Raw genomic sequence first — 19,321 nt, forward strand, 5'->3', positions numbered from 1 at the left:
AACTCTGTACGGGAGGAAATCATGTCGCAGGGCAATACCGTCACTCGCGAACGCATTGCCGCGATGGAACCGCGCATCCGTCCCTATATCAGGCACACGCCGGTGCTGCGCGTCGACATGGCCGACTTCGACCGACCGCCATTGGCGGTCGACCTCAAGCTCGAATGCCTGCAGCATTCCGGCTCGTTCAAGGCGCGCGGCGCCTTCACCAACCTTCTGGAGCGGCCGGTTCCCGACGCCGGCGTCGTCGCCGCGTCGGGTGGCAATCATGGCGCCGCTGTCGCCTATGCCGCCATGCGGCTTGGCCACAAGGCGACCATCTTCGTTCCCGAAGTGAGCCCGCAGGCCAAGCTGGACCGCATTCGCGGCTACGGTGCCGACCTCGTCGTCGGCGGCGCCCGCTATGCCGAGGCGCTGGCGGCCAGCGAACGTTTCGCCGAGCGAACCGGCGCCTTGCAGATTCACGCCTTCAACCAGGAGGAAACGCTTGTCGGCCAGGGCACGCTCGGGCTCGAAATCGAAAGCGATCTGCCTGAGATCGACACGCTGCTGGTCGCCGTCGGCGGCGGCGGCCTGATCGGCGGTATCGCCGCCTGGTATGCCGGCCGCATTCGCATCGTCGCTGTCGAACCCGAGGGCGCGCCGACGCTTCACCGCGCTTTCGAGGCCGGCCATCCGGTCGACGCGCCGGCCGAAGGTATCGCCGCCGATTCGCTGGCGCCAAAGCGCGTCGGCGAAATGATGTTCCCGATCGCCGAAGCCTTCGTCGAACGCTCCATCCTGGTCAGCGACGACGACATCATCGCCGCCCAGAAGGCGCTCTGGAACCGCGTGCGCATCATCTCGGAACCAGGTGGTGCCGCCGCCTTCGCCGCGATCCTGTCCGGCCGCTACGCGCCGGCGCCGGGCGAACGGGTCGCAGTGCTGGTCTGTGGCGCCAACGCAAACCCCGCCAATTTCTGATTGCAACCATTTCGGCCGGCTTCACGTTTTCTCAAACTGCCTCGCCTTTGCCGTGTTTGCTGGTATTCTTCGAGTCGTGAGGCTTGGGCTATCCTGCCCCGCCTCGCAGCATGATCCCGAAAGTGGAATCCAGTTTTCGGAACAGATCATGCTCAAAAGAGATAGAGCCCCATTCCGGTCCTTTCAGGACGGAACAGGCTCTAGGAAGGGCCGATGACGCAACGACCCATCTTCAGCACCGATCGCGGCCTAGCCGGACGCCTGGCCTTGAGCCGGATAGCGACGCGGGTCTCGATGATGGTCGAGCGCGGCTGGCCGCTGCTACTCCCGCTCATTGTTGTCGCCAGCCTGTTCCTCAGCGCTTCCTGGTTCGGCATTTTTCCCCGGCTGCCAGATGTGGTGCGCATCGGCCTTGTCGCCGCGTTCGGCCTGGCAGGGCTGGCCGCGCTTTATCCGCTGCGCTTTTTCCGCATGCCGGGCGCCGCCGAGGTCGATCGCCGCATTGAGGCCGCCAACAGACTGCTGCACAGTCCCGTACAGGTGCAGAGCGACCGACCCAGCGGCCACGAAAGCAGTTTCTCGCAGGCGCTCTGGCGCGAGCACCAGAAGCGCATGGCTGGAAGGCTCGACAGTCTGGGCGCCGACCTGCCGCGCACGCGCGTGCCGGAGCGCGACCGCTGGGGACTGCGCGCCGTGGCGGCGCTCCTGCTGGTCACCGCCTTCGCCTTCTCCTTCGGGCCGACCGGCGGCAGGCTGAGCGATGGGTTCAGCGCACATGGCACGCTCGACGCCGTGCCGCCGCGCATCGACGCCTGGGTGACGCCGCCGGCCTATACCGGCAAGCCACCGATCTTCCTGACTGCTGATGCCAACCAGGCGACCCCGACCTTCACCATTCCGGAAGGCAGCGAAGTCTCGCTGCGTGTGACTGGTGGATCGGGCGAGGAAACGCTTGCCTATGCCGACAAGGACGGCAACGCACGCGCCATCGACCCGCAAGCCGCCGCCAAGCCGGCAGCAAGCCCGGCGGTGCCGTCCCCCGCCTCGTCCTCGAAGATACGCCAGTTCATCGGCAAGCTGACCGGCGACGGCACGCTGACGCTGCAATCGGGCGACGACCAGCTCGGCCGCTGGGCCTTCGCCGTGTTGCCGGACAAGCCGCCGCGGATCCGCTTCGTCGATGAGCCCAAGCGCGCCGCCAACGGCGCCTTCGAGCTCAACTACCAGATCGATGACGACTACGGCGCCGCGACCGCCAAGGCGGTCTTCGCGCTGGCCGATCCGCAGACGCCAGGTGCGCATCCGCTCTATGGCCCGCCTGACATGCCCCTGACGCTGCCACGCCGCGGCGGCAAGTCGAATGCCGCCAGGACCACGAAGGATCTGACCGAGCATGTCTGGGCCGGCAGCAGCATCAAGCTGACGCTGGTCGCCACCGACGACGCCGGACACACCGCGTCCAGCGAAACCAAGACACTCGTGATGCCCGAGCGGCCGTTCACCAACCCGCTGGCGCGCGCCGTGATCGAACAGCGCCGCCTGCTCGCGCTCGACGCCAAAGCCAAGCCGCGCGTGCTCGATCTGATGGAGGCCATCACGCTGCGGCCCGAAGACACGTTCGACAACATGTCCCACTACCTCGCCATCATGAGCGCGATGAGCCGGCTGAAACTGGCCGGGAACGACGATCAGCTGCGCGGCGAGGTCGCCTATCTCTGGGAAATCGCGCTCGGCATCGAGGAGGGTAACCTCTCGGCCGCCGAGAAGCGGCTGCGCCAGGCGCAGCAGGCGCTGCAGGACGCCATCAAGAACGGCGCCAGCGACGCCGAGATCGAGAAGGCGATGAAGGAATTGCGCGAGGCGATGAACCAGTTCCTGCAGGAGTTCGCCGAACGCGCCAAGCAGAACCCGAATGCGCCGCAAATGCAGCAGAACGGCCAGGAACTGCGCCAGAGCGACATCGACCGCATGATGGACCAGATCGAGAACCTGGCCAAGTCGGGCGATCGCGATAAGGCGCAGCAATTGCTGTCGCAGCTGCAGGACATGATGAACAACCTCCAGGCCGGCCGCCAGCAGCAGGGCGGTGAGCAGGATAGCCAGATGCGCCAGCAGATGGACAAGCTCGGCGAGATCCTGCGGCGCCAGCAAGAGATGATGAACGATACTTTCCGCATGGACCAGATGCAGCGCGGCGAGCGCCAGCGTGGCGAGAACCGCGACGAGCAGCTTGGCCAGGGCGGTGGCAAGGACCGGGACAAGCCAGGCGTTGGGCAGGACCGCGATCCGCTCGCCAGGCCGAAGCCGATGACGCCGCAGGAATTCGCCGATGCGCTGAAGCAGTTGCAGGAAGGCCAGGGCCAGCTGAAGAGCGATCTCGAACAGCTGAAGAAGGGCCTCGAAGGCATGGGCATGGAGCCCAATGAAGGATTTGGCGAGGCCGGCAAGTCCATGGGCAGCGCCGAGCAGGCGCTTGGCGAGGGTCAGGGCGACGAGGCTGTCGGCCACCAGGGCCGGGCGCTCGAGGCGCTGCGCAAGGGCGCCAAGGACATGATGAAGCAGATGCAGGCCATGCAGGGCGACCAGGGCGGCAGCCAGGAAGGCGGTCGTCAGCAGGGCGCCGACCGTGACCCGCTCGGCCGGCCGCGCGCCAGCCAGGGTCCCGATTTCGGAGATTCGGTCAAAGTGCCCGACGAGATCGACGTGCAGCGTGCCCGCCAGATCCTGGAAGCGATCCGCAAGCGGCTCGGCAACGCGCTAAGCCCCGATATCGAGCGCAGCTATCTGGAACGGCTGCTGGAGCTGAAATAGCAAGCGCCGGGAGCACCGGGCGACGTCTATGACGCGGCGGGTTGGACCTGCCTGTTGACGAACGCCTCGCGGATCGCCTCCTGCATGCCGTCGATCGCCTCGCCTGACGCGTTCGGGTTGCGGTGCATCACCACATTGGAGGAATCGATGTCGCCGAAGCCGTCGGAGGCCGTGAGTTCGCGGCAGTCCACCGGGATGTTGCTGCGCGAAATCGGCGCGATCGCCAACCCCGAGGTGACGGCAAGCTTCAGGCCACCGGTGGTGTCGCTGGTATAGGCGACGCGATAGGCAAGGCCGCGCTGCTCCAGCGATTTGATGGCGAAATCCTTGCACCAGCTGGCCCGGTTATAGAGCGCGATCGGCACCGGACGTTCCTCATGCATGTGATGCAGGTTCGACGTCACCCAGACCGTCGGATCGTGCATCAGCACTTCGCCGCCAGATGGGTCCTGCCATTCGAACACCACGCACAGATCGAGTTCACCAGCGAGGAGCGCCGCGATCTGCGCCTCCGAATGGGCGTAGCGCACGGTAACCTCGACCTTGGTGTGGCGCTTCGAGAATGCGCCGAGCGCGCGCGACAGGATGGCGTGGCCATATTCCTCCGGAATGCCGATACGCACCGGCCCGCCCAGCGGCGCCGCCGTCATCGACGCAGCCGTCTCGTCGAGCAGCGAGACGATACGGCGGGCATTGACGATGAGTTCGCCGCCACGCCGCGTCAATGCGACACCGCGTGAACCGCGCTCGAACAGGCTGTCGCCGACCAGCTCTTCGAGCTTCTTCATCTGCATCGACACGGCCGACTGGGTGCGGCCGGCCTGCTCGGCGGCTCTCGTGAAATTGCCGGCCTCGGCGATGGCGACGAAGGTGCGCAGGAGATCGCTGTCGAGGGTTGGCCGCATCGCATCCATCATAAGCAAATTTGATTGCTGGCATCATTCCAATTCGTTTGCAACATGTCAAACGCCGGACGATAGTCGCCTCACCCATTGGATATGCAGCCGCGAAATCGGCTGCGGACCAACCAAAGAGTCCTCACTCGTGCCCGCTGCCCGAAAACGGTGGCGGGTTCTTTTTGATCTGGAGAGGGTCGCCGGATCATATGCGCGGGAGCCTGGACGCGGATGCAGAATAGGATGGTGCGCGGCATCCTGAGCCTGTGCCTGGGCGTGCTGGTCTTCTCGCTGCAGGACCCGCTCGTCAAAGCCGTGTCGAGCGGCTACCCGGTGACCGAGGTGATGGCGATCCGCTCGATCATCGCCCTGCCGATCCTGTTCCTTCTCGTCCATGTCGATGTCGGGCTCCGCGCCATCCTGTCGCGGCGCTTCGGCATGCTGACCATGCGTGCCTTCATCCAGTTCACGTCCTATACGGTCTATTACCTGGCCATCGCCGCCCTGCCGCTGGCCGATGCCGTGGCGCTCTATTTCATGGCGCCGCTCTGCATCATGGCGATGGCCGGTCCCTATCTTGGCGAGCGCGTTTCCTGGCAGACGCTGGCAACCGTGCTGATCGGCATGCTTGGCGTCCTGGTGATGCTGCGCCCCGGCGTCGGACTGTTCGACTGGGCGGCCTTGCTGTCGCTGGGCTCGGCCGTGCTCTACGGCTTTTCGCAATTGATGGCCCGCAAGATCGGCAATACCGAATCCTCCACAGTGATGGCCTTCTACCAGAACGGCGCCTATCTGACCGGCGCGGCCGTGGTCGCCGGCACGTTCCACCTCGCCGGCATAACCCACGCCGTCCACCCGAGCCTCGAATTCCTGGTGCGGCCGTGGATCTGGCCGACACTGCCGGATTTCCTCAAGATGGCGGCGTGCGGTTTCGTCGCCTCGGCCGGCATGATCCTGCTCTCGCAAGGCTATCGGCTGGCGCCGGCCAACCGCGTCGCCACCTTCGAATATACCGGCATCCTGTGGTCGCCGCTGTGGGGCTTCCTGTTCTTCGCCGAGGTGCCACGCTCGACGACCGTGATCGGCGCGGCGCTCATCATCGGCGCCGGCCTGCTGGCGCTCAACACCGAGCGGCGGACCGGCCCCGCCCAGACGCTTGTCGCCAGGGATCCGGCCTGATCAGGCGAAGCAGATCAGCGCCCGTTCGACGCGTGAACGGATCTCAGCCAGCGTGAAGGGCTTTTGCACGACGTCGAGGATGATGCCGTTCAATTCCTCGGCGCGCTCGCGCTGGTCGGCATAGCCGGTCATCAGCATGATCTTCATCGCCGGGAAAAGCGCTGCGGCCGCAACCGCCATCTCGATGCCGTCCATCTCCGGCATGCGGATGTCGGAGACGACGAGATCGTAGCCGCCGTTTGCGGCGCGGATCAGCGAAAGCCCCTGCGCGCCATCGGCGGCGATATCGATTGCGTGGCCGGCGCGTTCGAGCGCGCGGGCTGCGAGGGTGCGGACGGACTCATCGTCCTCGACGATCAGAAGCTTTGCCATGGCCGGCATATTTGGCCGCGAAACGTTGACTTTTCCTGAAAGCGGAAGGGGTCGACAAGTCTTTTTGGAAGTCGTTCAAGCATCGCCTTTGACGACGCCCACGAACGGCAGTTCGCGGAAGGCATGCGAGACGTCCATGCCGTAGCCGACGACGAAATAATCGGGGCAGTCGAAGCCGACATAATCGGCGTTGAGCGCGGTCTGGCGGCGCATGCGCTTGTCGAGCAGCACGGCGATGGAACAGCTTTTCGCGCCACGCGACATCATCAGGTCGCGCGTGAAGCTCAGCGTCTTGCCCGATTCCAGAATGTCGTCGATCAGCAGCACGTCGCGCCCGGCGACTTCATTGTCGATGTCGCGCAGCACCCTCACCTCGCCACTGGTGGTGCCGGCGCCATAACTGGAGATGAAGATGAACTCGACCTCGGGTGACAGGCCGACATCATGCATGGCGCGGATCAGGTCGGCTGCGAAGATGAACGAACCCTTCAGCACCGAAATCACCAAGAGATCGTGATAGTCGTGCCCGGCGATCTCCTTGGCGAGTTCGAGATTGCGCCGCGCGATCGCCGATGCCGAAAACAGGACCTCGATGTCCTTGCCGCGTACGATTGGCATTGCTGGTCTTCTCCGGTGATCGCCTACTCGGCGAAAGTAACCAAAACGGTTCTAACGCCGTTCTTAGGCACGTCGAGCCGGCTGGCAAAGCCGAATCTTTCGCCCGATGCCAGCGAGCGGCCGGATGTCCCCAACGTATAGCGGGTCGTGCGTCCGTCATTGCCCGTCACCCGGATTTCGAGCGGCGGCATTGTCGCCGGCCTCGTCCCATCATTGGCGGCCTCGCCATCGACGAACAGCACCGGATTGGCGCCCGAGGCATCGACGCGTGAGGCGACGCCTGAAATGGTCAGCGCCGACGCTTGCGTGCCGGCCAGGAACGGCGCCTGCCGCACCAGCGCATGACCGCCGGAGACCCAGAAGGCGGCAAGGGCGGCGCCGACGCCGGCGACCCAGAAGATCGGACCGCCGCGCGAGGCCGGCGGCCGTTTCGCTTGCGCTTCCGGCTTGCGCAGCATGTCCATGCCCTCGATGGACGGGGTGACGATCGCACGCGGTGGCGGTGAACCGCTTTCCACGGCAGGGGCAAAGCGCGGCATCACTTCATAGTCGGCATCGACGATATCGGCCGCCGGACCGCGCACGATCCGGTCCGCCATGGCAATTGCCGGCGGTTCGGTCATGATTTCGCCGGAAACCGGGCGCGCGGTTCGTGGGTCAGCCATCATGGCCCAGTATTGCACCTGTTCGCTTTTCGTTTCTTTTGCGTAAACACAAATGGTTAACGCTTCCCCACCGGAGCCCTCGTGACGCGCCGAAACAGCCCAGGAATTAACCGCCGGTTAACCATGCCGGCCGATGGTCTTTTCGCAGAACAGGCCGGCTCGCCGCCGGCTCTAAAAGAGACAGAGCATGATGTCGCCCGAAGACCGCGTCACACTTTTCGGCATCATGCTCCAAGAAATTCAGGTCGCCGAAATTGATTCGCTTCGAAAATGTCGGCCTCCGCTATGGCATGGGTCCGGAAATCCTCCGCGACATCTCCCTGCACATACCGGAGCGCTCCTTCCAGTTCCTGAGCGGGCCTTCGGGTGCCGGCAAGACGACCTTGCTGCGCCTTTTGTTCATGTCGCTGAAGCCGACGCGCGGGCTGATCACCATCTTCGGCAAGGACCGCTCGCGCATTTCACGCACCGAACTGCCGCATCTGCGCCGCCGCATCGGCGTGGTGTTCCAGGATTTTCGCCTGCTCGACCACATGACCACCTATGAGAATGTCGCCTTGCCATTGCGCGTGCGCGGGCGCGAGGAAGCGAGCTACCGCACCGACGTCACCGAGCTGTTGAAATGGGTGGGGCTCGGCGAACGCATGCATGTGCTGCCGCCGGTCCTGTCGGGCGGCGAGAAGCAGCGCGCCGCGATCGCGCGCGCCCTGATCGAGCAGCCGGAAATCCTGCTCGCCGACGAGCCGACCGGCAATGTCGATCCGCCGCTGGCGCGACGCCTGCTGCGGCTGTTCATCGAGCTCAATCGCCTCGGCACCGCCGTCGTGATCGCGACCCACGATCTTGGCCTTATGGAACAGGTCGACGCGCGCCGCATGATCCTGGCCGGCGGAAGGCTTGATATCTATGACTGAGCTATCGGCCGACCATTTCGAGCAGCAGGATGCCGAGGCGGTCGAGGCAAGACCGCGCGCCCAGCGCAAGATGGCGCCGATCGTGCCGGCGCAGAACATTGCCGGCCGCGCACTGGTGCTGGTCATCGCCATCATGACCTTCCTGTCCTGCCTGACCTTCGGCGCGGTGACGCTGGTGCGCGACACGGCCTCGGTCTGGGAAAACCAGATCTCGCGCGAGGCGACGATCCAGATCAAGCCGGCCGACGGCCTCGATATGGAGGCGGCGCTTAGCCAGGCCTCGCAGATCGCCGGCGAATTCCCGGGCGTGAAGTCGACCCGCATCATCGACCGCGAAGCGACCGCCAGGCTGTTGGAGCCCTGGCTGGGATCGGGCCTCAAGATCGACGACCTGCCGGTGCCGCGCCTGATCATCGTCACCATCGACGAGAACAGCCCGCCCGACTTCGCCGCCATGCGCGCCGCGATCACGCCGAAACTGCCGAGTGCATCGCTCGACGACCACCGTACCTGGGTCGACCGGCTGGTGGCCATGGCCCGCACCACGGTGACCATCGGCATCGCCGTTCTGGCCTTGATGCTGTCGGCAACGGTGCTGACCGTGGTATTCGCGACCCGTGGCGCCATGGACGGCAACGGCCACATCATCGAGGTGCTGCATTTCGTCGGCGCCGAGGCGCGCTTCATCGCGCGCGAATTCCGCCAGCACTTCCTAGTCACCGGGATGAAGGGCGCGGCCGCCGGCGGAGCGGCGGCGGTGCTCGTCTTTATCGTATTTTCATGGTGGTCGTCGCGTAACATGGCAACACCGCAGGCCGATCAGGCGACCGCTTTATTCGGTAACTTCGCCATCGGCTCCGCGGGTTATCTGGGCGTCGTCCTGATGGTGCTGGTGATTGGCGCGCTGACGGCGGCGACCTCGCACGCCACCGTCGTCGCCTATCTTAGCGACATCGACGTTCGTCAACCCGACGCATGAAAGGAACTCGTCTTGGCGTGGATGGAAACACGGCGATCACGGATCGAGAATTCGCGTAACGCAAAGTGCGTCTTTTAGCTATCAAAGGCCGCATTTCGGGATTAACCATATGGCCATGGACGTGCGGGACTCGACCGGGACGGCTGGACAGCTGCCAGTGGTGGTTTCCCGTTGGCGCGCCCACGGCAAGGTTGGTCATTTAAGAACTGCCGTGCGCCTCTCCGCTCTTTCCCTGCTTATGATCGCAATGGTGTTCGCTGGCGGCTTCGGCTGGTTTGCCAGCAAGGTCAGTCATCTGACCACGCCCACCAACCCGGCCAAGGCCGACGCCATCATCGTACTGACCGGCGGCCAGTCGCGCCTCGACGCCGCGATGGAGCTGCTGGCGTCCGGCAAGGGCGAGCGGCTTTTGATCAGCGGCGTGCATCCATCGGCCAGCCGTCGCCAGCTTCAGGCGGCGACCGGCGGCGACAAGAAGTTGTTTTCCTGCTGTGTCGACATCGACCGCGCCGCGCTCGATACGATAGGCAACGCGGAGGAAAGCGCCAAATGGGTGGAAAACCACGCCTATGGCACGGTGATCCTGGTCACCAACAATTATCACATGCCGCGCAGCCTGCTGGAGATGGGTCGGCTGCTGCATGGCGCCAAGCTCGAACCCTACCCGGTGGTCAATTCCAACCTGGATAATGGCAGTTGGCTGACCAAGCCGCGGGCCGTGCGCGTGCTGTTCACCGAATACACCAAATACCTGCTGGCGCTGGCTCGCGGCATTATCCCGGTGAAGCCGACGCCCGAAGGCATCGCGCTGGCCGAGACCGCCGCCGGCGGCTGAGCCCGCATCATTGCTTGGCGCCAGCCCCTGAAACGCCCTTGAGGCGCGCGATCTCCCGTTCAAGGTCTTGGATGCGCCGGTCGCGTTCGCCAAGCGCCGCTGCCACATCAGCCGCCTCGAAGCGCTGCGGTATATGTTGCGGGCAATTGGCATCCCATGCCGAGACGGTGAACAGGATGACCTGCTCGGGACGCGCCTTGTAGTCCGGCGGCATCAGCCGCGTCATCAGCTCGGCGTCGTCTTCGACAACGCGCGCCGTACCCCAGATCTTGATGCGCTGGCGCATCATGTAATCAATCAGGAACAGAAAGGCTCTCGGATTGTCGGCCAGGTTGCCCTGTGTGATGAACTGCCTGTTGCCGGAAAAATCCGCGAAGCCGATCGTCTTCTCGTCGAGCACCTTGAGAAAGCCGGCAGGGCCGCCGCGATGCTGGATGTAGGGCTGGCCATCGCCATTGGCCGTCGACAGGAAGACGCTGGTCTGCATTTCGATGAAGGCGGCAAGGTCCGGTGTGATCGCCGACTGCCAGCCGCCTCGCTCCTCGACGCGGGCATAGGACTGGCGCGAGCCCTTGCGCGCCTGGATCGCCTTGACCGTCGGCGTGAAGGCGACATCGCTCGCAAATGCGTGTGCGTTCATCGAAACCTCCTTGCGTGAACGTTCCTAAAGGCCGAGCTCCGACAACGTCGGATGGTCGTCCGGCCGCCGGCCGAGCGGCCAGTGATATTTGCGCTCGGCCTCGGCGATCGGCAGGTCGTTGATGCTGGCAATGCGCAGACGCATCAGCCCGTGCTCGTCGAATTCCCAGTTCTCGTTGCCATGACTGCGGAACCATGAGCCGCTGTCGTCGCGCCATTCATAGGCGAAGCGCACCGCGATGCGATTGCCGTGAAAGGCCCAGACCTCCTTGATCAGCCGATAGTCGAGCTCGCGTGTCCATTTGCGCGTCAGGAACGCCTGGATCGCATCGCGCCCCTGCAGGAACTCGGCCCGGTTGCGCCAACGGCTGTCCGCCGTATAGGCGAGCGCCACCCGCGCCGGATCGCGCGAGTTCCAGGCATCCTCCGCCATGCGCGCTTTCTGCGCTGACGTCTCGGCGGTGAAGGGGGGAAGCGGCGGGCGGCTATCAGACATGGGATCTCCTCTGCGGCATGAAGGGTTGGGGCCGGCGGGCACCGCCGCCCCCTTTCCGGATTCAGGCAGCATCGCGCGCGGAAACAACCGGAAAATCGATCTCCGTCTGTGCAACCTCGTTGATATAGTTGGTCCAGACGTTCAGGACGACATGCTGGACGATCTCGATGATCTCCCCGTCGTCATAGCCCGCGAGCCTGACAGCGGCGAGATCCTCCTGGCCGACATGCCCGCGGCTTTGCGCAACCCTGGCGGCAAAACGCACCGCCGCGGCTGCCTTGGGATCCGAGGAGCCGCCATGGCGGTTGGCGATCATCTCGGCATCGTCGAGCCTTGCAAGGTCCTTGCCGAGATAGGTGTGGGCGGAAAGACAGTAGTTGCAGCCATTGATCTCGGCGATCGCCAGCGCGATGCGCTCGCGGGTCGGCGCTGGAAGCCGGCCCTTGGCCAAGGCTCCCATCATGCCGAGATAGCCTTCCAGCGCGGCCGGACTGTTGGCGACCATCCGAAACAGGTTCGGCACGACACCAAGCTGTTTTTCCACCGCCTGCAGCATGGGCTGCGAGGCGGCGGGAGCGGCTGCGATGGACGAAGGCGTGGCAATGCGGGGCATGAAGATCTCCTTGTTGAGGTACCACGCCCATATGCAGCCTTCCATGTTGCGGATGTAGATGCCATATTTGCAATCAACCCTTCCATTTTCTGGAAGAAATGATGGATCGTCTCGAAGCCATGTCCCTTTTCGTCGCGGCAGCGGAAGGCGGCAGCCTTTCCGCCGCCGCGCGCCGTTCGGACGTTCCGCTGGCAACGGTCAGCCGCAAGGTCTCCGAGCTGGAGCGCCACCTGAAGACACGCCTGTTGAACCGCTCGACGCGGCGGCTGACACTAACCGACGCGGGCCATGCCTATCTCGCTGCCTGCCGCCGCATTCTCGAAGAGGTCGGCGACGCCGAACGCACCGCCGGCGGCGAATACAGCGCCCCGACGGGAGAACTGATCATCACCGCGCCGATCGTCTTCGGCCGCCTTCACGTGTTGCCGGTTGTCACCGAGTTCCTCGCCGCCTTTCCCCTGGTGGATATCCGGCTCACGCTCGGTGACAGGATAAGCCAGTTGGCCGAGGACCATATCGACCTCGCCGTCCGCATCGGCAGGCTGCCGGATTCGCGCATGGTCGCCATCAGGGTCGGCTCGATCGGTCATGTCGTCTGCGCAAGCCCGGCCTATCTGGCCGCGCACGGCATTCCACGGATCCCGGGAGAGCTCGAGACACACAGATGCATCACCTTCGAGGGTCTTGGCTCGCTTGCCGCCTGGACCTTCACGGTGGACAAGGCTGATTTTGTCGTGCCGGTCCGCTCAAGGCTCCGGGTCAACACCGCCGAGGCGGCGATCGATGCGGCGATCGCCGGGGTCGGGTTGACCCGGGTGCTTTCCTACCAGATCGTCGCCGCCATACGATCAGGAACACTGCGCCCCGTGCTCGGGGATTTCGAACCCGAGCCTTGGCCGGTTAACCTGGTGCATGCGGGCCAGGGCCGGCTGCCGGTGAAATTGCGCGCCTTCCTCGACTTCGCCGCCCCGCGCCTGAGGGAACGCCTGGCGCAGGCGACCTGGTAGAACGGGCAGCATCGCACTGTTTCCTTTTTCCCTGCGCTTGGTGTAACCAACGCACACTTCCTCACCGGACCTCCCCCATGCTCTATGTCAGATCGCTGGCGTTCAATTTCGTCTTCTACGTCAATCTGATCGTCCAGATGATCCTCTGGACCCCGTACTATTTCCTGTCGCCCCGTCACCGCGCCTGGTTCGTGCCGAAATTCTGGTCGCGCACCTCGATGTGGCTCTATGACAAGATCGCCGGCACAAAGAACGACATTACCGGGCAGGAAAACCTGCCCGAGGGCTCCTTCATCCTGGCGCCCAAGCACCAATCGTTCTGGGACGCGATCGCCTTCTTCCCGTTCCTCCAGGACCCGCTTTACATCCTGAAGCGCGAGTTGACCTGGATCCCGTTCTTCGGCTGGTACATCTTGAAGATGCGCATGATCCCGGTTGATCGCGGCAGCCGCTCCAAGGCGCTGAAGGCCGTGGTCGCCGCGACCAGGGAAGAGATGGCGCGCAACCCGCGCCAGTTGATCATCTATCCCGAAGGCACGCGCCGGGCGCCGGGCGACGAGCCGGCCTACAAATACGGCATCGTCGAAATCTATTCGCAGCTTGGCGTTCCGGTCGTGCCGGTCGCCCATGTCGCCGGCCTCTATTGGCCGCGCCGCAAGTTCCTGCGCTATCCCGGGACCATCAAGGCACGCTTCCTGCCTCCCATACCGCCGGGTCTGGGCAAGGAAGAGTTCATGGCGCGGCTGATCGGCGAGACCGAAGCCGCCTGTGACCAGCTTCTCGTCGAGGCATCGCGAGCGCCCAACCCGCCGGGCCTGCCCCAAACGGCGGTGAAGCGGCTTCGGGAGCTGGGCACGAAGGCCTGAAGGCTCTCCGGCCAGGCAATCAGCCGTAAACAGCCAGCACCGTGGTTAGCACCAGCGTCGCTGCAAAGACCAGATTGATGATCCGCGAGGCGACAGGCCTGCGCAGGTAGCGCGCGAACGCCGCACCGGCAAGAAGCCACGCGGCGTGGATGACAACGATCATCACCGCGAGAACGGTCAGTTTCGTCCACAGCCGGAGCCCGGCATCGCCCGCGCCTGACGAGGCACCCGCGAACACGGCGGCGATCGCCACATAGGCTTTCGGGTTGGCCACCGCGAGGAGAAAACCGGCCAGCCATGTCGGGCGCGACGCGTCGGCGGCACGTGCAGCCAATGGCGGGGCGGTGGCGATCTTGAAGGCGAGGTAGAGTATGTAGGCCGCGGACGCGACAACCAGCAATGGCGCCAGCTTCGGCATCGAAGCCAGCGCCGCCATGACCCCGGTCGCCACGACCAGCAGAACGGCGGTCGTGCCCAGGACGATGCCGCCGGCGTAGCACAGCGAATCGCGCAGGCCGAAGGCGGCGCCGACGGCGGTGACGCTTATCGTTGCCGGCCCCGGGCTGCCCATGACGACGGTGGCGGCCAGCAACAGCGCAAGCAATTGGCGCCAAAGCTCCGGCTGCGAAACAAGCGGTCCGGCCATCTGATCCTCCGCCCTGCACCCCTGTGCGAAAGGACGGTATGACAAGACATGAGGATCGTCTTGGACGTTTGTGCATCCCGCGTTACCGGCAGCCTCAGGCGCTGGCTCTGTCGAGTTCGGCCATGTCGTCCGCGCTCAACTTCAACGACACCGCCTTGATCAGGCTGTCCATCTGGCTCGGCTTGGTGGCGCTGGCGATCGGCGCGGTGACGCCTGGCCGCGCGATAGCCCAGGCAAGCGCCACTTCCGCCTGCTTGGCCGAATGCCGGGCGGATACGGCGTCGAGCGCCGCCAGAATGCGCATGCCGCGTGGATTGAGATAGCTGCCGACATCCTCGCCGCGCTCGCTTTGGCCGAGATCGGATTCCGTGCGGTACTTGCCGCTGAGAAAACCCTTGGCCAGGCTGAAATAGGTGATAACGCCGATATCCTCGGCCACGCAGAGGTCGCGCAGCGGGCCATCGAAGGAAGAGCGGTCGTAAAGATTGTATTCCGGCTGCAGCACCTCATAGCGCGGCAGGCCGCGCAGGCTTGCCACGTCCAGTGCCGCGCGCAACTGGCCGGCATCGAGGTTCGAACAGCCGGCATGGCGGATCTTGCCCTTGGCGAGCAATTTCTCATAGGCGCCGAGCGTTTCCTCGTAGGGCGTGGTCGGATCCGGCCAGTGCGACAGATAGAGATCGATGAATTCGGTCCGCAGCCGCTTCAGCGATGCGTCGACGGCCTTTTCGATATAGGCGGCGGACAGGTCCTTGTGGCCCTGCCCCATGTCCGAGCCGACCTTGGTGACCACCACGACCTTGTCGCGGTTACCCCGATCCTTCATCCATTTGCCGATGATGGTTTCCGATTCGCCGCCCTTGTTGCCGGGCACCCAACGCGAATAGGCGTCGGCCGTATCGATGGTATTGAGGCCCGCGCCGACGAAGCGGTCGAGCAGGTCGAAAGAGGTTTTCTCGTCAGCGGTCCAGCCGAAGACATTGCCGCCCAGAACCAGCGGCGCGATGGAAAGGTCGGTGCGACCGAGACGGCGTTTCTGCAAGACTAATCTCCGTGGATTGGATCGGCGGACGGCGCCCGCAGGCTAAGGTTCGGATGCTAAGCTAGGTCTGGCGGCATCGAGGTCAAAGGCCTGGCCGCCTTTTCCGCAGAGCCAGCGCTTCACAAAGTCGCTATCCGGCGCGCCACATCCTCCAGCCAGTGGTCGCGGATATCGAGCGCTTCCAGATGCTTCAGCGTGCTCAGTACATAATCCTCATTGTTGCCGGATCGGCCGACCGCGCCGCGCACCACGGTCGCCGCATCCGCCGTATCCAGCGCACCGGCATATTGCTCATGCCTGCGGTCGACGATGTAGGCCACGGCCTCGACCGCACCGCCGCCGTCGAGACGAACCTTGAGCGTCCGCTCGAGATAGACGCTGGTGACAAGTTCGCGCTCGCGCAGGTAGGCGATGACCTCGTCGCGCAATTCGCCGGGCACTCGGAAGGCAAGGCCGACGCAGGAACCGCCATGGTCGAGGCCGAGCACCAGTCCCGGTCGCTGACGCGTGCCACGGTGCACGAAGGAATAGACGCAGAGCGAGCGGCGATAGCCATGCAGGTGGGCACGCCGTGTCTCGACATGCGCGAAACCCGGTCGCCAGATCAGCGAACCATAGCCGAACACCCAAAAATCGCCCATATCACCGCCCCTGATTGCAAAAAGAATGGCAACACCGCACCGGAAACCGGTGTTTTTTCCGCCCGTGTCCGTTTACCTATTCGTCTCTGTCCACCCGGTGTTGTCGGAATCGAGAATCCGTCCACACAATCCATGCGTTAATGAGAGCCAAAGCATGACGTCAAGTGACGAACGCCAACCGGGTAACCGTCGCCGCCTGTGGTGGCTTGCCGCGTTCATCCTCGTGCTATTCGCCCTTTACAGCGCCGGCTGGTTCTACCTGGCCAGCAGGGTCAGGACTGAAGCCGACAAGACGGTTGCCACGCTCAACAAGAGCGGTATCCAGGCCGGCTGCGCCAACCTCCAGGTCAGTGGCTATCCCCTGAGCTTTGCCGTCTCTTGCGACAACCTCGCCTATGAGGACGATGCCAAGAACATCGCCGCCTCGGCCGGTAGTTTCAATGCCACCGCCCAGATCGTCCAGCCCTTGTCGCCCGTTGCCAGTCTGCGCGGTCCGCTCCGGACCTCCGTCCCGGGCATGATGCCGCTCTGGATCGACTGGGACAATCTGCAGGCCAACGTCAAACTGTGGTACCCGCTGCCGCGGCGTATAGCGCTGCAAGCCGAGGGCCTGTCGGGCCAGACCGACCCGGCCGACGACACCGATCCAGTCGAACTGTTCAGTGCCGGCAAGGCATCGGGCCAGTTGCAGCCGAATGGTGGGGATCTCGACTATGTCGGCAGCTTTGGCGATCTCGAGATCGATTCCGACGCGATCGGCGGGCGCGTGCTGCCGGCGCTCGATGCCAGCGGCGACGTGACACTGAAGAACGGCGTCGCGCTGGTCGGCACGCAGGTGAAAAGCCTGCGTGGCCAGAGGATCGAAATCCGCAACCTCGATCTGTCGTCGGGGACCGCGCGTGTCACCGTTTCCGGCCCGCTTTCGGTCGATGCCGAGGGCCTGATCGATGCCGATCTGATGATCAGGATCAAGGATCCCAAGGCCGTGGCATCCGTCCTTGCCGGCGCCATACCCGAGCAGAAGAATGCGATCGAGCAGGGTTTTGGCGCCCTGGCGCTGCTCGGCGGCGACCCGTCGATGCCGCTGAAAGTGGTCAAGGGCAAGGCCTCGCTCGGCTTCATCCCGCTGGGCAAGATCAAGCCGGTGCAATAGAGCATGATCCCGAAAAGTGGGAACCCGTTTTCGCGGACAAACGGTTTCCGTTTGTCCAGAGATCATGCTCCAACAAAGAGATTGATCGGGATGACGAAACGTCATCCCTATCAAGTCGCGCCATGGCAAGACCCGTGAGGCTCCTGAGTGTCGGGGCGCTGACGCTGGATACGATCCTGCGTGTCGATACTTTGCCCAACCATCAGGGAAAATTCATCGCCTCCGACGGCGTCCAGATCGCCTCGGGCATGGCCACGAGCGCTGCCTGCGCCGCGCACCGTCTCGGCGCCGAGGTATCGCTATGGGCGAGCGCCGGCGACGATCCGGTCGGCGATCAGCTGATTGCGGGAATAGAGGCCGAGGGCGTCGATTGCAGCCATGTGCGCCGCGTCGGCGGCGCGCGCTCGGCACTGGCCTCGATCCTGGTCGATGCGCATGGCGAGCGTATCATCGTGCCTTTCTACGACACACGCGCGCAGGCTGATCCCGAGGCTTTGCCGTTCACCGACGTCGCGGCATTCGATGCCGTGCTGGCCGACGTGCGCTGGCCGGGTGCCGCAGCACTAGCCCTGAAGGCAGCGCGAGCCGCTGGCCGTCCGGCGATCCTCGATGCCGATACCGCGCCGCTGGCGGTGCTGGAGCAATTGTTGCCGCTGGCCTCGCACATCGTCGCCTCCGAGCCGGCGGTCCGTATCATATGCGGCCACGCGCTGGATATGGAGAGCGCTTGCAAGGACCTCGCCTCGCGTACCGACGCGTTCGTTGCGGTTACCGGCGGCGCGGCCGGTACCTGGTGGTTCGATCGAAGCGCCGGATCATCCCGCCATGTCGAGGCCCCGAGGATCAAGGCGGTCGACACGCTGGCCGCCGGCGATGTCTTTCATGGCGCCTTTGCCGTCGGGCTGGCGGAAGCCATGCCGGTCGAGCAGGCCTTGCGTTTCGCAAGTGCGGCCGCCGCGCTCAAATGCCTGCGCTTCGGCGGCAGGCTGGGCGCGCCGGATCGGGCCGAGACGCTCGCCATGATGGCAGCGACCTGGCCTGAAACGGCTTAGCTCTTTGCCGGATGCTCGACCGCCTGGCGGCCAAAGTCGGGCACATCGATATCCTGGCCGGCCTCGATGATCGAGCGGCGCACGGCCCGCGTGCGGGTAAACAGGTCGAAGAGCTTTTCCCCATCGCCCCAGCGGATCGCGCGCTGCAGGAACGCCAGGTCTTCGGAGAAGCGCGCCAGCATTTCGAGGATGGCGTCCTTGTTGTGCAGGCACACGTCCCGCCACATGGTCGGATCGGATGCGGCCAGACGCGTGAAGTCGCGAAAACCGGAGGCGGAATATTTGATCACTTCCGTCTTGGTCACCGACTCCAAATCGTCGGCGGTGCCGACGATATTGTAGGCGATGATGTGCGGCAGATGCGAGACGATGGCGAGCGTCATGTCGTGATGCTGCGGGTCCATCGTGTCGATGTTGGCGCCGCAGCGGCGCCAGAACTCCGACAGCCGTTCCAGCGCTTCCGGATCGGTGCCCGGCACCGGCGTGAAGATGCACCAGCGATTGTCGAACAGATCGGCGAAGCCGGCGTCCGGGCCGGATTTTTCGGTGCCCGCCAGCGGATGGCCGGGAATGAAATGCACGCCGTCAGGCACATGCGGCTGCATCTGCGCGATGACCGAGGCCTTGGTCGAACCGACATCAGTGAGGATCGCCCCTTTTTTCAGCGCCGGCGCGATTTCCTGTGCCACGGCGCCGGACGAACCGACAGGCACCGAGACGATGATCAGATCGGCATCACGCACCGCTTCCCTGGCATCCATGGTGTAGGAATCGCCGAGGCCCAGTTCCTCGGCTCGCTTGAGTGTGGCCGCGCTGCGGGTCGAGATGGCGACATGGCGAGCCAAACCCTCGCGGCGGACGACGCGGGCGAGCGACGAGCCGATCAGGCCAATGCCGACCAGCGCGATCTTTTCGAACATCGGTGATGTCATGG

21 protein-coding genes are annotated in these 19,321 nt (G+C 64.5%); 10 read left to right on the top strand and 11 right to left on the bottom strand.

Annotation, left to right across the window (positions count from 1 at the left end):
• The first annotated feature begins 21 nt into the window (after positions 1 to 21).
• Positions 22 to 963 (top strand): threonine/serine dehydratase, encoded by a 942-nt coding sequence (locus LB543_RS15095; protein WP_224614612.1) that lies wholly within the window; start codon positions 22 to 24, stop codon positions 961 to 963.
• Between the two features lie 213 nt (positions 964 to 1,176).
• On the top strand, positions 1,177 to 3,774 hold the full coding sequence (locus LB543_RS15100) for a TIGR02302 family protein (protein WP_224614613.1): 2,598 nt from the start codon (positions 1,177 to 1,179) through the stop codon (positions 3,772 to 3,774).
• A gap of 26 nt (positions 3,775 to 3,800) precedes the next feature.
• On the opposite strand, the gene LB543_RS15105 is transcribed toward LB543_RS15100, so the two are convergent.
• Positions 3,801 to 4,679 carry a LysR family transcriptional regulator gene (locus LB543_RS15105; protein WP_224614614.1) on the bottom strand — a complete coding sequence of 293 codons (879 nt, stop codon included), beginning with the start codon at positions 4,677 to 4,679 and terminating at the stop codon, positions 3,801 to 3,803.
• A 222-nt stretch (positions 4,680 to 4,901) separates the two neighbouring features.
• Between LB543_RS15105 and LB543_RS15110 the strand changes: the two genes are divergently transcribed.
• A complete protein-coding gene (locus tag LB543_RS15110; protein ID WP_224614615.1) occupies positions 4,902 to 5,849 on the top strand; it encodes a DMT family transporter in 948 nt (315 codons plus the stop codon).
• Here LB543_RS15110 and LB543_RS15115 read toward each other — a convergent pair whose 3' ends face one another.
• The 3 genes from LB543_RS15115 to LB543_RS15125 all read right to left on the bottom strand — a co-directional run bounded on the left by LB543_RS15115 (position 5,850) and on the right by LB543_RS15125 (position 7,507).
• Positions 5,850 to 6,221 carry a response regulator gene (locus tag LB543_RS15115; protein ID WP_167531492.1) on the bottom strand — a complete coding sequence of 124 codons (372 nt, stop codon included), beginning with the start codon at positions 6,219 to 6,221 and terminating at the stop codon, positions 5,850 to 5,852.
• A 75-nt stretch (positions 6,222 to 6,296) separates the two neighbouring features.
• On the bottom strand, positions 6,297 to 6,839 hold the full coding sequence (hpt, locus tag LB543_RS15120) for a hypoxanthine phosphoribosyltransferase (protein ID WP_224614616.1): 543 nt from the start codon (positions 6,837 to 6,839) through the stop codon (positions 6,297 to 6,299).
• Between the two features lie 23 nt (positions 6,840 to 6,862).
• Positions 6,863 to 7,507 (bottom strand): hypothetical protein, encoded by a 645-nt coding sequence (locus LB543_RS15125; RefSeq protein WP_224614617.1) that lies wholly within the window; start codon positions 7,505 to 7,507, stop codon positions 6,863 to 6,865.
• Between the two features lie 251 nt (positions 7,508 to 7,758).
• Between LB543_RS15125 and ftsE the strand changes: the two genes are divergently transcribed.
• The 3 genes from ftsE (at position 7,759) to LB543_RS15140 (ending at position 10,232) form a co-directional block, all read left to right on the top strand.
• Positions 7,759 to 8,418 carry a cell division ATP-binding protein FtsE gene (gene ftsE, locus LB543_RS15130; RefSeq protein ID WP_010911739.1) on the top strand — a complete coding sequence of 220 codons (660 nt, stop codon included), beginning with the start codon at positions 7,759 to 7,761 and terminating at the stop codon, positions 8,416 to 8,418.
• Positions 8,411 to 9,397 carry a cell division protein FtsX gene (locus LB543_RS15135; RefSeq protein WP_224614618.1) on the top strand — a complete coding sequence of 329 codons (987 nt, stop codon included), beginning with the start codon at positions 8,411 to 8,413 and terminating at the stop codon, positions 9,395 to 9,397. The genes ftsE and LB543_RS15135 overlap by 8 nt, the downstream gene beginning before the upstream one ends.
• Before the next feature lie 109 nt (positions 9,398 to 9,506).
• Complete coding sequence (locus LB543_RS15140; RefSeq protein WP_224595057.1) at positions 9,507 to 10,232, top strand: YdcF family protein; 726 nt, start codon at positions 9,507 to 9,509, stop codon at positions 10,230 to 10,232.
• Between the two features lie 7 nt (positions 10,233 to 10,239).
• Here the strand turns inward: LB543_RS15140 and LB543_RS15145 are convergent, their stop codons facing one another.
• From LB543_RS15145 to LB543_RS15155, 3 genes are all read right to left on the bottom strand, one after another.
• Positions 10,240 to 10,872 carry a pyridoxamine 5'-phosphate oxidase family protein gene (locus LB543_RS15145; RefSeq protein ID WP_224614619.1) on the bottom strand — a complete coding sequence of 211 codons (633 nt, stop codon included), beginning with the start codon at positions 10,870 to 10,872 and terminating at the stop codon, positions 10,240 to 10,242.
• Positions 10,873 to 10,896: 24 nt separating this feature from the next.
• Positions 10,897 to 11,367, bottom strand: a complete 471-nt coding sequence (locus LB543_RS15150; RefSeq protein ID WP_140754307.1) for a DUF1348 family protein — start codon at positions 11,365 to 11,367, stop codon at positions 10,897 to 10,899.
• Positions 11,368 to 11,428: 61 nt separating this feature from the next.
• A complete protein-coding gene (locus LB543_RS15155) occupies positions 11,429 to 11,980 on the bottom strand; it encodes a carboxymuconolactone decarboxylase family protein (protein ID WP_224614620.1) in 552 nt (183 codons plus the stop codon).
• 101 nt (positions 11,981 to 12,081) lie between these two features.
• On the opposite strand from LB543_RS15155, the gene LB543_RS15160 reads away from it, so the two are divergent.
• A complete protein-coding gene (locus tag LB543_RS15160; protein ID WP_224614621.1) occupies positions 12,082 to 12,987 on the top strand; it encodes a LysR family transcriptional regulator in 906 nt (301 codons plus the stop codon).
• 77 nt (positions 12,988 to 13,064) lie between these two features.
• Positions 13,065 to 13,853 carry a lysophospholipid acyltransferase family protein gene (locus tag LB543_RS15165; protein WP_224614622.1) on the top strand — a complete coding sequence of 263 codons (789 nt, stop codon included), beginning with the start codon at positions 13,065 to 13,067 and terminating at the stop codon, positions 13,851 to 13,853.
• A gap of 19 nt (positions 13,854 to 13,872) precedes the next feature.
• Here the strand turns inward: LB543_RS15165 and LB543_RS15170 are convergent, their stop codons facing one another.
• From LB543_RS15170 to LB543_RS15180, 3 genes are all read right to left on the bottom strand, one after another.
• A complete protein-coding gene (locus tag LB543_RS15170; protein ID WP_224614623.1) occupies positions 13,873 to 14,499 on the bottom strand; it encodes a LysE family translocator in 627 nt (208 codons plus the stop codon).
• 94 nt (positions 14,500 to 14,593) lie between these two features.
• Positions 14,594 to 15,541, bottom strand: coding sequence for an aldo/keto reductase (locus LB543_RS15175; RefSeq protein ID WP_224614624.1), 948 nt, complete (start codon positions 15,539 to 15,541; stop codon positions 14,594 to 14,596).
• Positions 15,542 to 15,660: 119 nt separating this feature from the next.
• Complete coding sequence (locus LB543_RS15180) at positions 15,661 to 16,182, bottom strand: gamma-glutamylcyclotransferase (RefSeq protein ID WP_140809477.1); 522 nt, start codon at positions 16,180 to 16,182, stop codon at positions 15,661 to 15,663.
• A 154-nt stretch (positions 16,183 to 16,336) separates the two neighbouring features.
• On the opposite strand from LB543_RS15180, the gene LB543_RS15185 reads away from it, so the two are divergent.
• Complete coding sequence (locus LB543_RS15185; RefSeq protein ID WP_224614625.1) at positions 16,337 to 17,335, top strand: DUF2125 domain-containing protein; 999 nt, start codon at positions 16,337 to 16,339, stop codon at positions 17,333 to 17,335.
• A 122-nt stretch (positions 17,336 to 17,457) separates the two neighbouring features.
• Positions 17,458 to 18,387 (top strand): sugar kinase, encoded by a 930-nt coding sequence (locus LB543_RS15190; protein ID WP_224614626.1) that lies wholly within the window; start codon positions 17,458 to 17,460, stop codon positions 18,385 to 18,387.
• Here LB543_RS15190 and LB543_RS15195 read toward each other — a convergent pair.
• Positions 18,384 to 19,319, bottom strand: coding sequence for a prephenate/arogenate dehydrogenase family protein (locus LB543_RS15195; RefSeq protein WP_224614627.1), 936 nt, complete (start codon positions 19,317 to 19,319; stop codon positions 18,384 to 18,386). The two genes, LB543_RS15190 and LB543_RS15195, sit on opposite strands and share 4 nt — an antisense overlap.
• Positions 19,320 to 19,321: the final 2 nt, after the last annotated feature.

It is taken from the genome of Mesorhizobium sp. ESP7-2 (assembly GCF_020164715.1).
Lineage (GTDB): Bacteria > Pseudomonadota > Alphaproteobacteria > Rhizobiales > Rhizobiaceae > Mesorhizobium.

What these genes read in the sequence shown, in the direction of transcription:
- LB543_RS15095 (WP_224614612.1), top strand. Translation starts at nt 22, where the DNA reads ATGTCGCAGGGCAATACCGTCACTCGCGAACGCATTGCCGCGATGGAA.
- LB543_RS15100 (WP_224614613.1), top strand. Translation starts at nt 1,177, where the DNA reads ATGACGCAACGACCCATCTTCAGCACCGATCGCGGCCTAGCCGGACGC.
- LB543_RS15105 (WP_224614614.1), bottom strand. Translation starts at nt 4,679, where the DNA reads ATGCGGCCAACCCTCGACAGCGATCTCCTGCGCACCTTCGTCGCCATC.
- LB543_RS15110 (WP_224614615.1), top strand. Translation starts at nt 4,902, where the DNA reads ATGCAGAATAGGATGGTGCGCGGCATCCTGAGCCTGTGCCTGGGCGTG.
- LB543_RS15115 (WP_167531492.1), bottom strand. Translation starts at nt 6,221, where the DNA reads ATGGCAAAGCTTCTGATCGTCGAGGACGATGAGTCCGTCCGCACCCTC.
- hpt (WP_224614616.1), bottom strand. Translation starts at nt 6,839, where the DNA reads ATGCCAATCGTACGCGGCAAGGACATCGAGGTCCTGTTTTCGGCATCG.
- LB543_RS15125 (WP_224614617.1), bottom strand. Translation starts at nt 7,507, where the DNA reads ATGATGGCTGACCCACGAACCGCGCGCCCGGTTTCCGGCGAAATCATG.
- LB543_RS15135 (WP_224614618.1), top strand. Translation starts at nt 8,411, where the DNA reads ATGACTGAGCTATCGGCCGACCATTTCGAGCAGCAGGATGCCGAGGCG.
- LB543_RS15140 (WP_224595057.1), top strand. Translation starts at nt 9,507, where the DNA reads ATGGCCATGGACGTGCGGGACTCGACCGGGACGGCTGGACAGCTGCCA.
- LB543_RS15145 (WP_224614619.1), bottom strand. Translation starts at nt 10,872, where the DNA reads ATGAACGCACACGCATTTGCGAGCGATGTCGCCTTCACGCCGACGGTC.
- LB543_RS15150 (WP_140754307.1), bottom strand. Translation starts at nt 11,367, where the DNA reads ATGTCTGATAGCCGCCCGCCGCTTCCCCCCTTCACCGCCGAGACGTCA.
- LB543_RS15155 (WP_224614620.1), bottom strand. Translation starts at nt 11,980, where the DNA reads ATGCCCCGCATTGCCACGCCTTCGTCCATCGCAGCCGCTCCCGCCGCC.
- LB543_RS15160 (WP_224614621.1), top strand. Translation starts at nt 12,082, where the DNA reads ATGGATCGTCTCGAAGCCATGTCCCTTTTCGTCGCGGCAGCGGAAGGC.
- LB543_RS15165 (WP_224614622.1), top strand. Translation starts at nt 13,065, where the DNA reads ATGCTCTATGTCAGATCGCTGGCGTTCAATTTCGTCTTCTACGTCAAT.
- LB543_RS15170 (WP_224614623.1), bottom strand. Translation starts at nt 14,499, where the DNA reads ATGGCCGGACCGCTTGTTTCGCAGCCGGAGCTTTGGCGCCAATTGCTT.
- LB543_RS15180 (WP_140809477.1), bottom strand. Translation starts at nt 16,182, where the DNA reads ATGGGCGATTTTTGGGTGTTCGGCTATGGTTCGCTGATCTGGCGACCG.
- LB543_RS15185 (WP_224614625.1), top strand. Translation starts at nt 16,337, where the DNA reads ATGACGTCAAGTGACGAACGCCAACCGGGTAACCGTCGCCGCCTGTGG.
- LB543_RS15190 (WP_224614626.1), top strand. Translation starts at nt 17,458, where the DNA reads ATGGCAAGACCCGTGAGGCTCCTGAGTGTCGGGGCGCTGACGCTGGAT.
- LB543_RS15195 (WP_224614627.1), bottom strand. Translation starts at nt 19,319, where the DNA reads ATGACATCACCGATGTTCGAAAAGATCGCGCTGGTCGGCATTGGCCTG.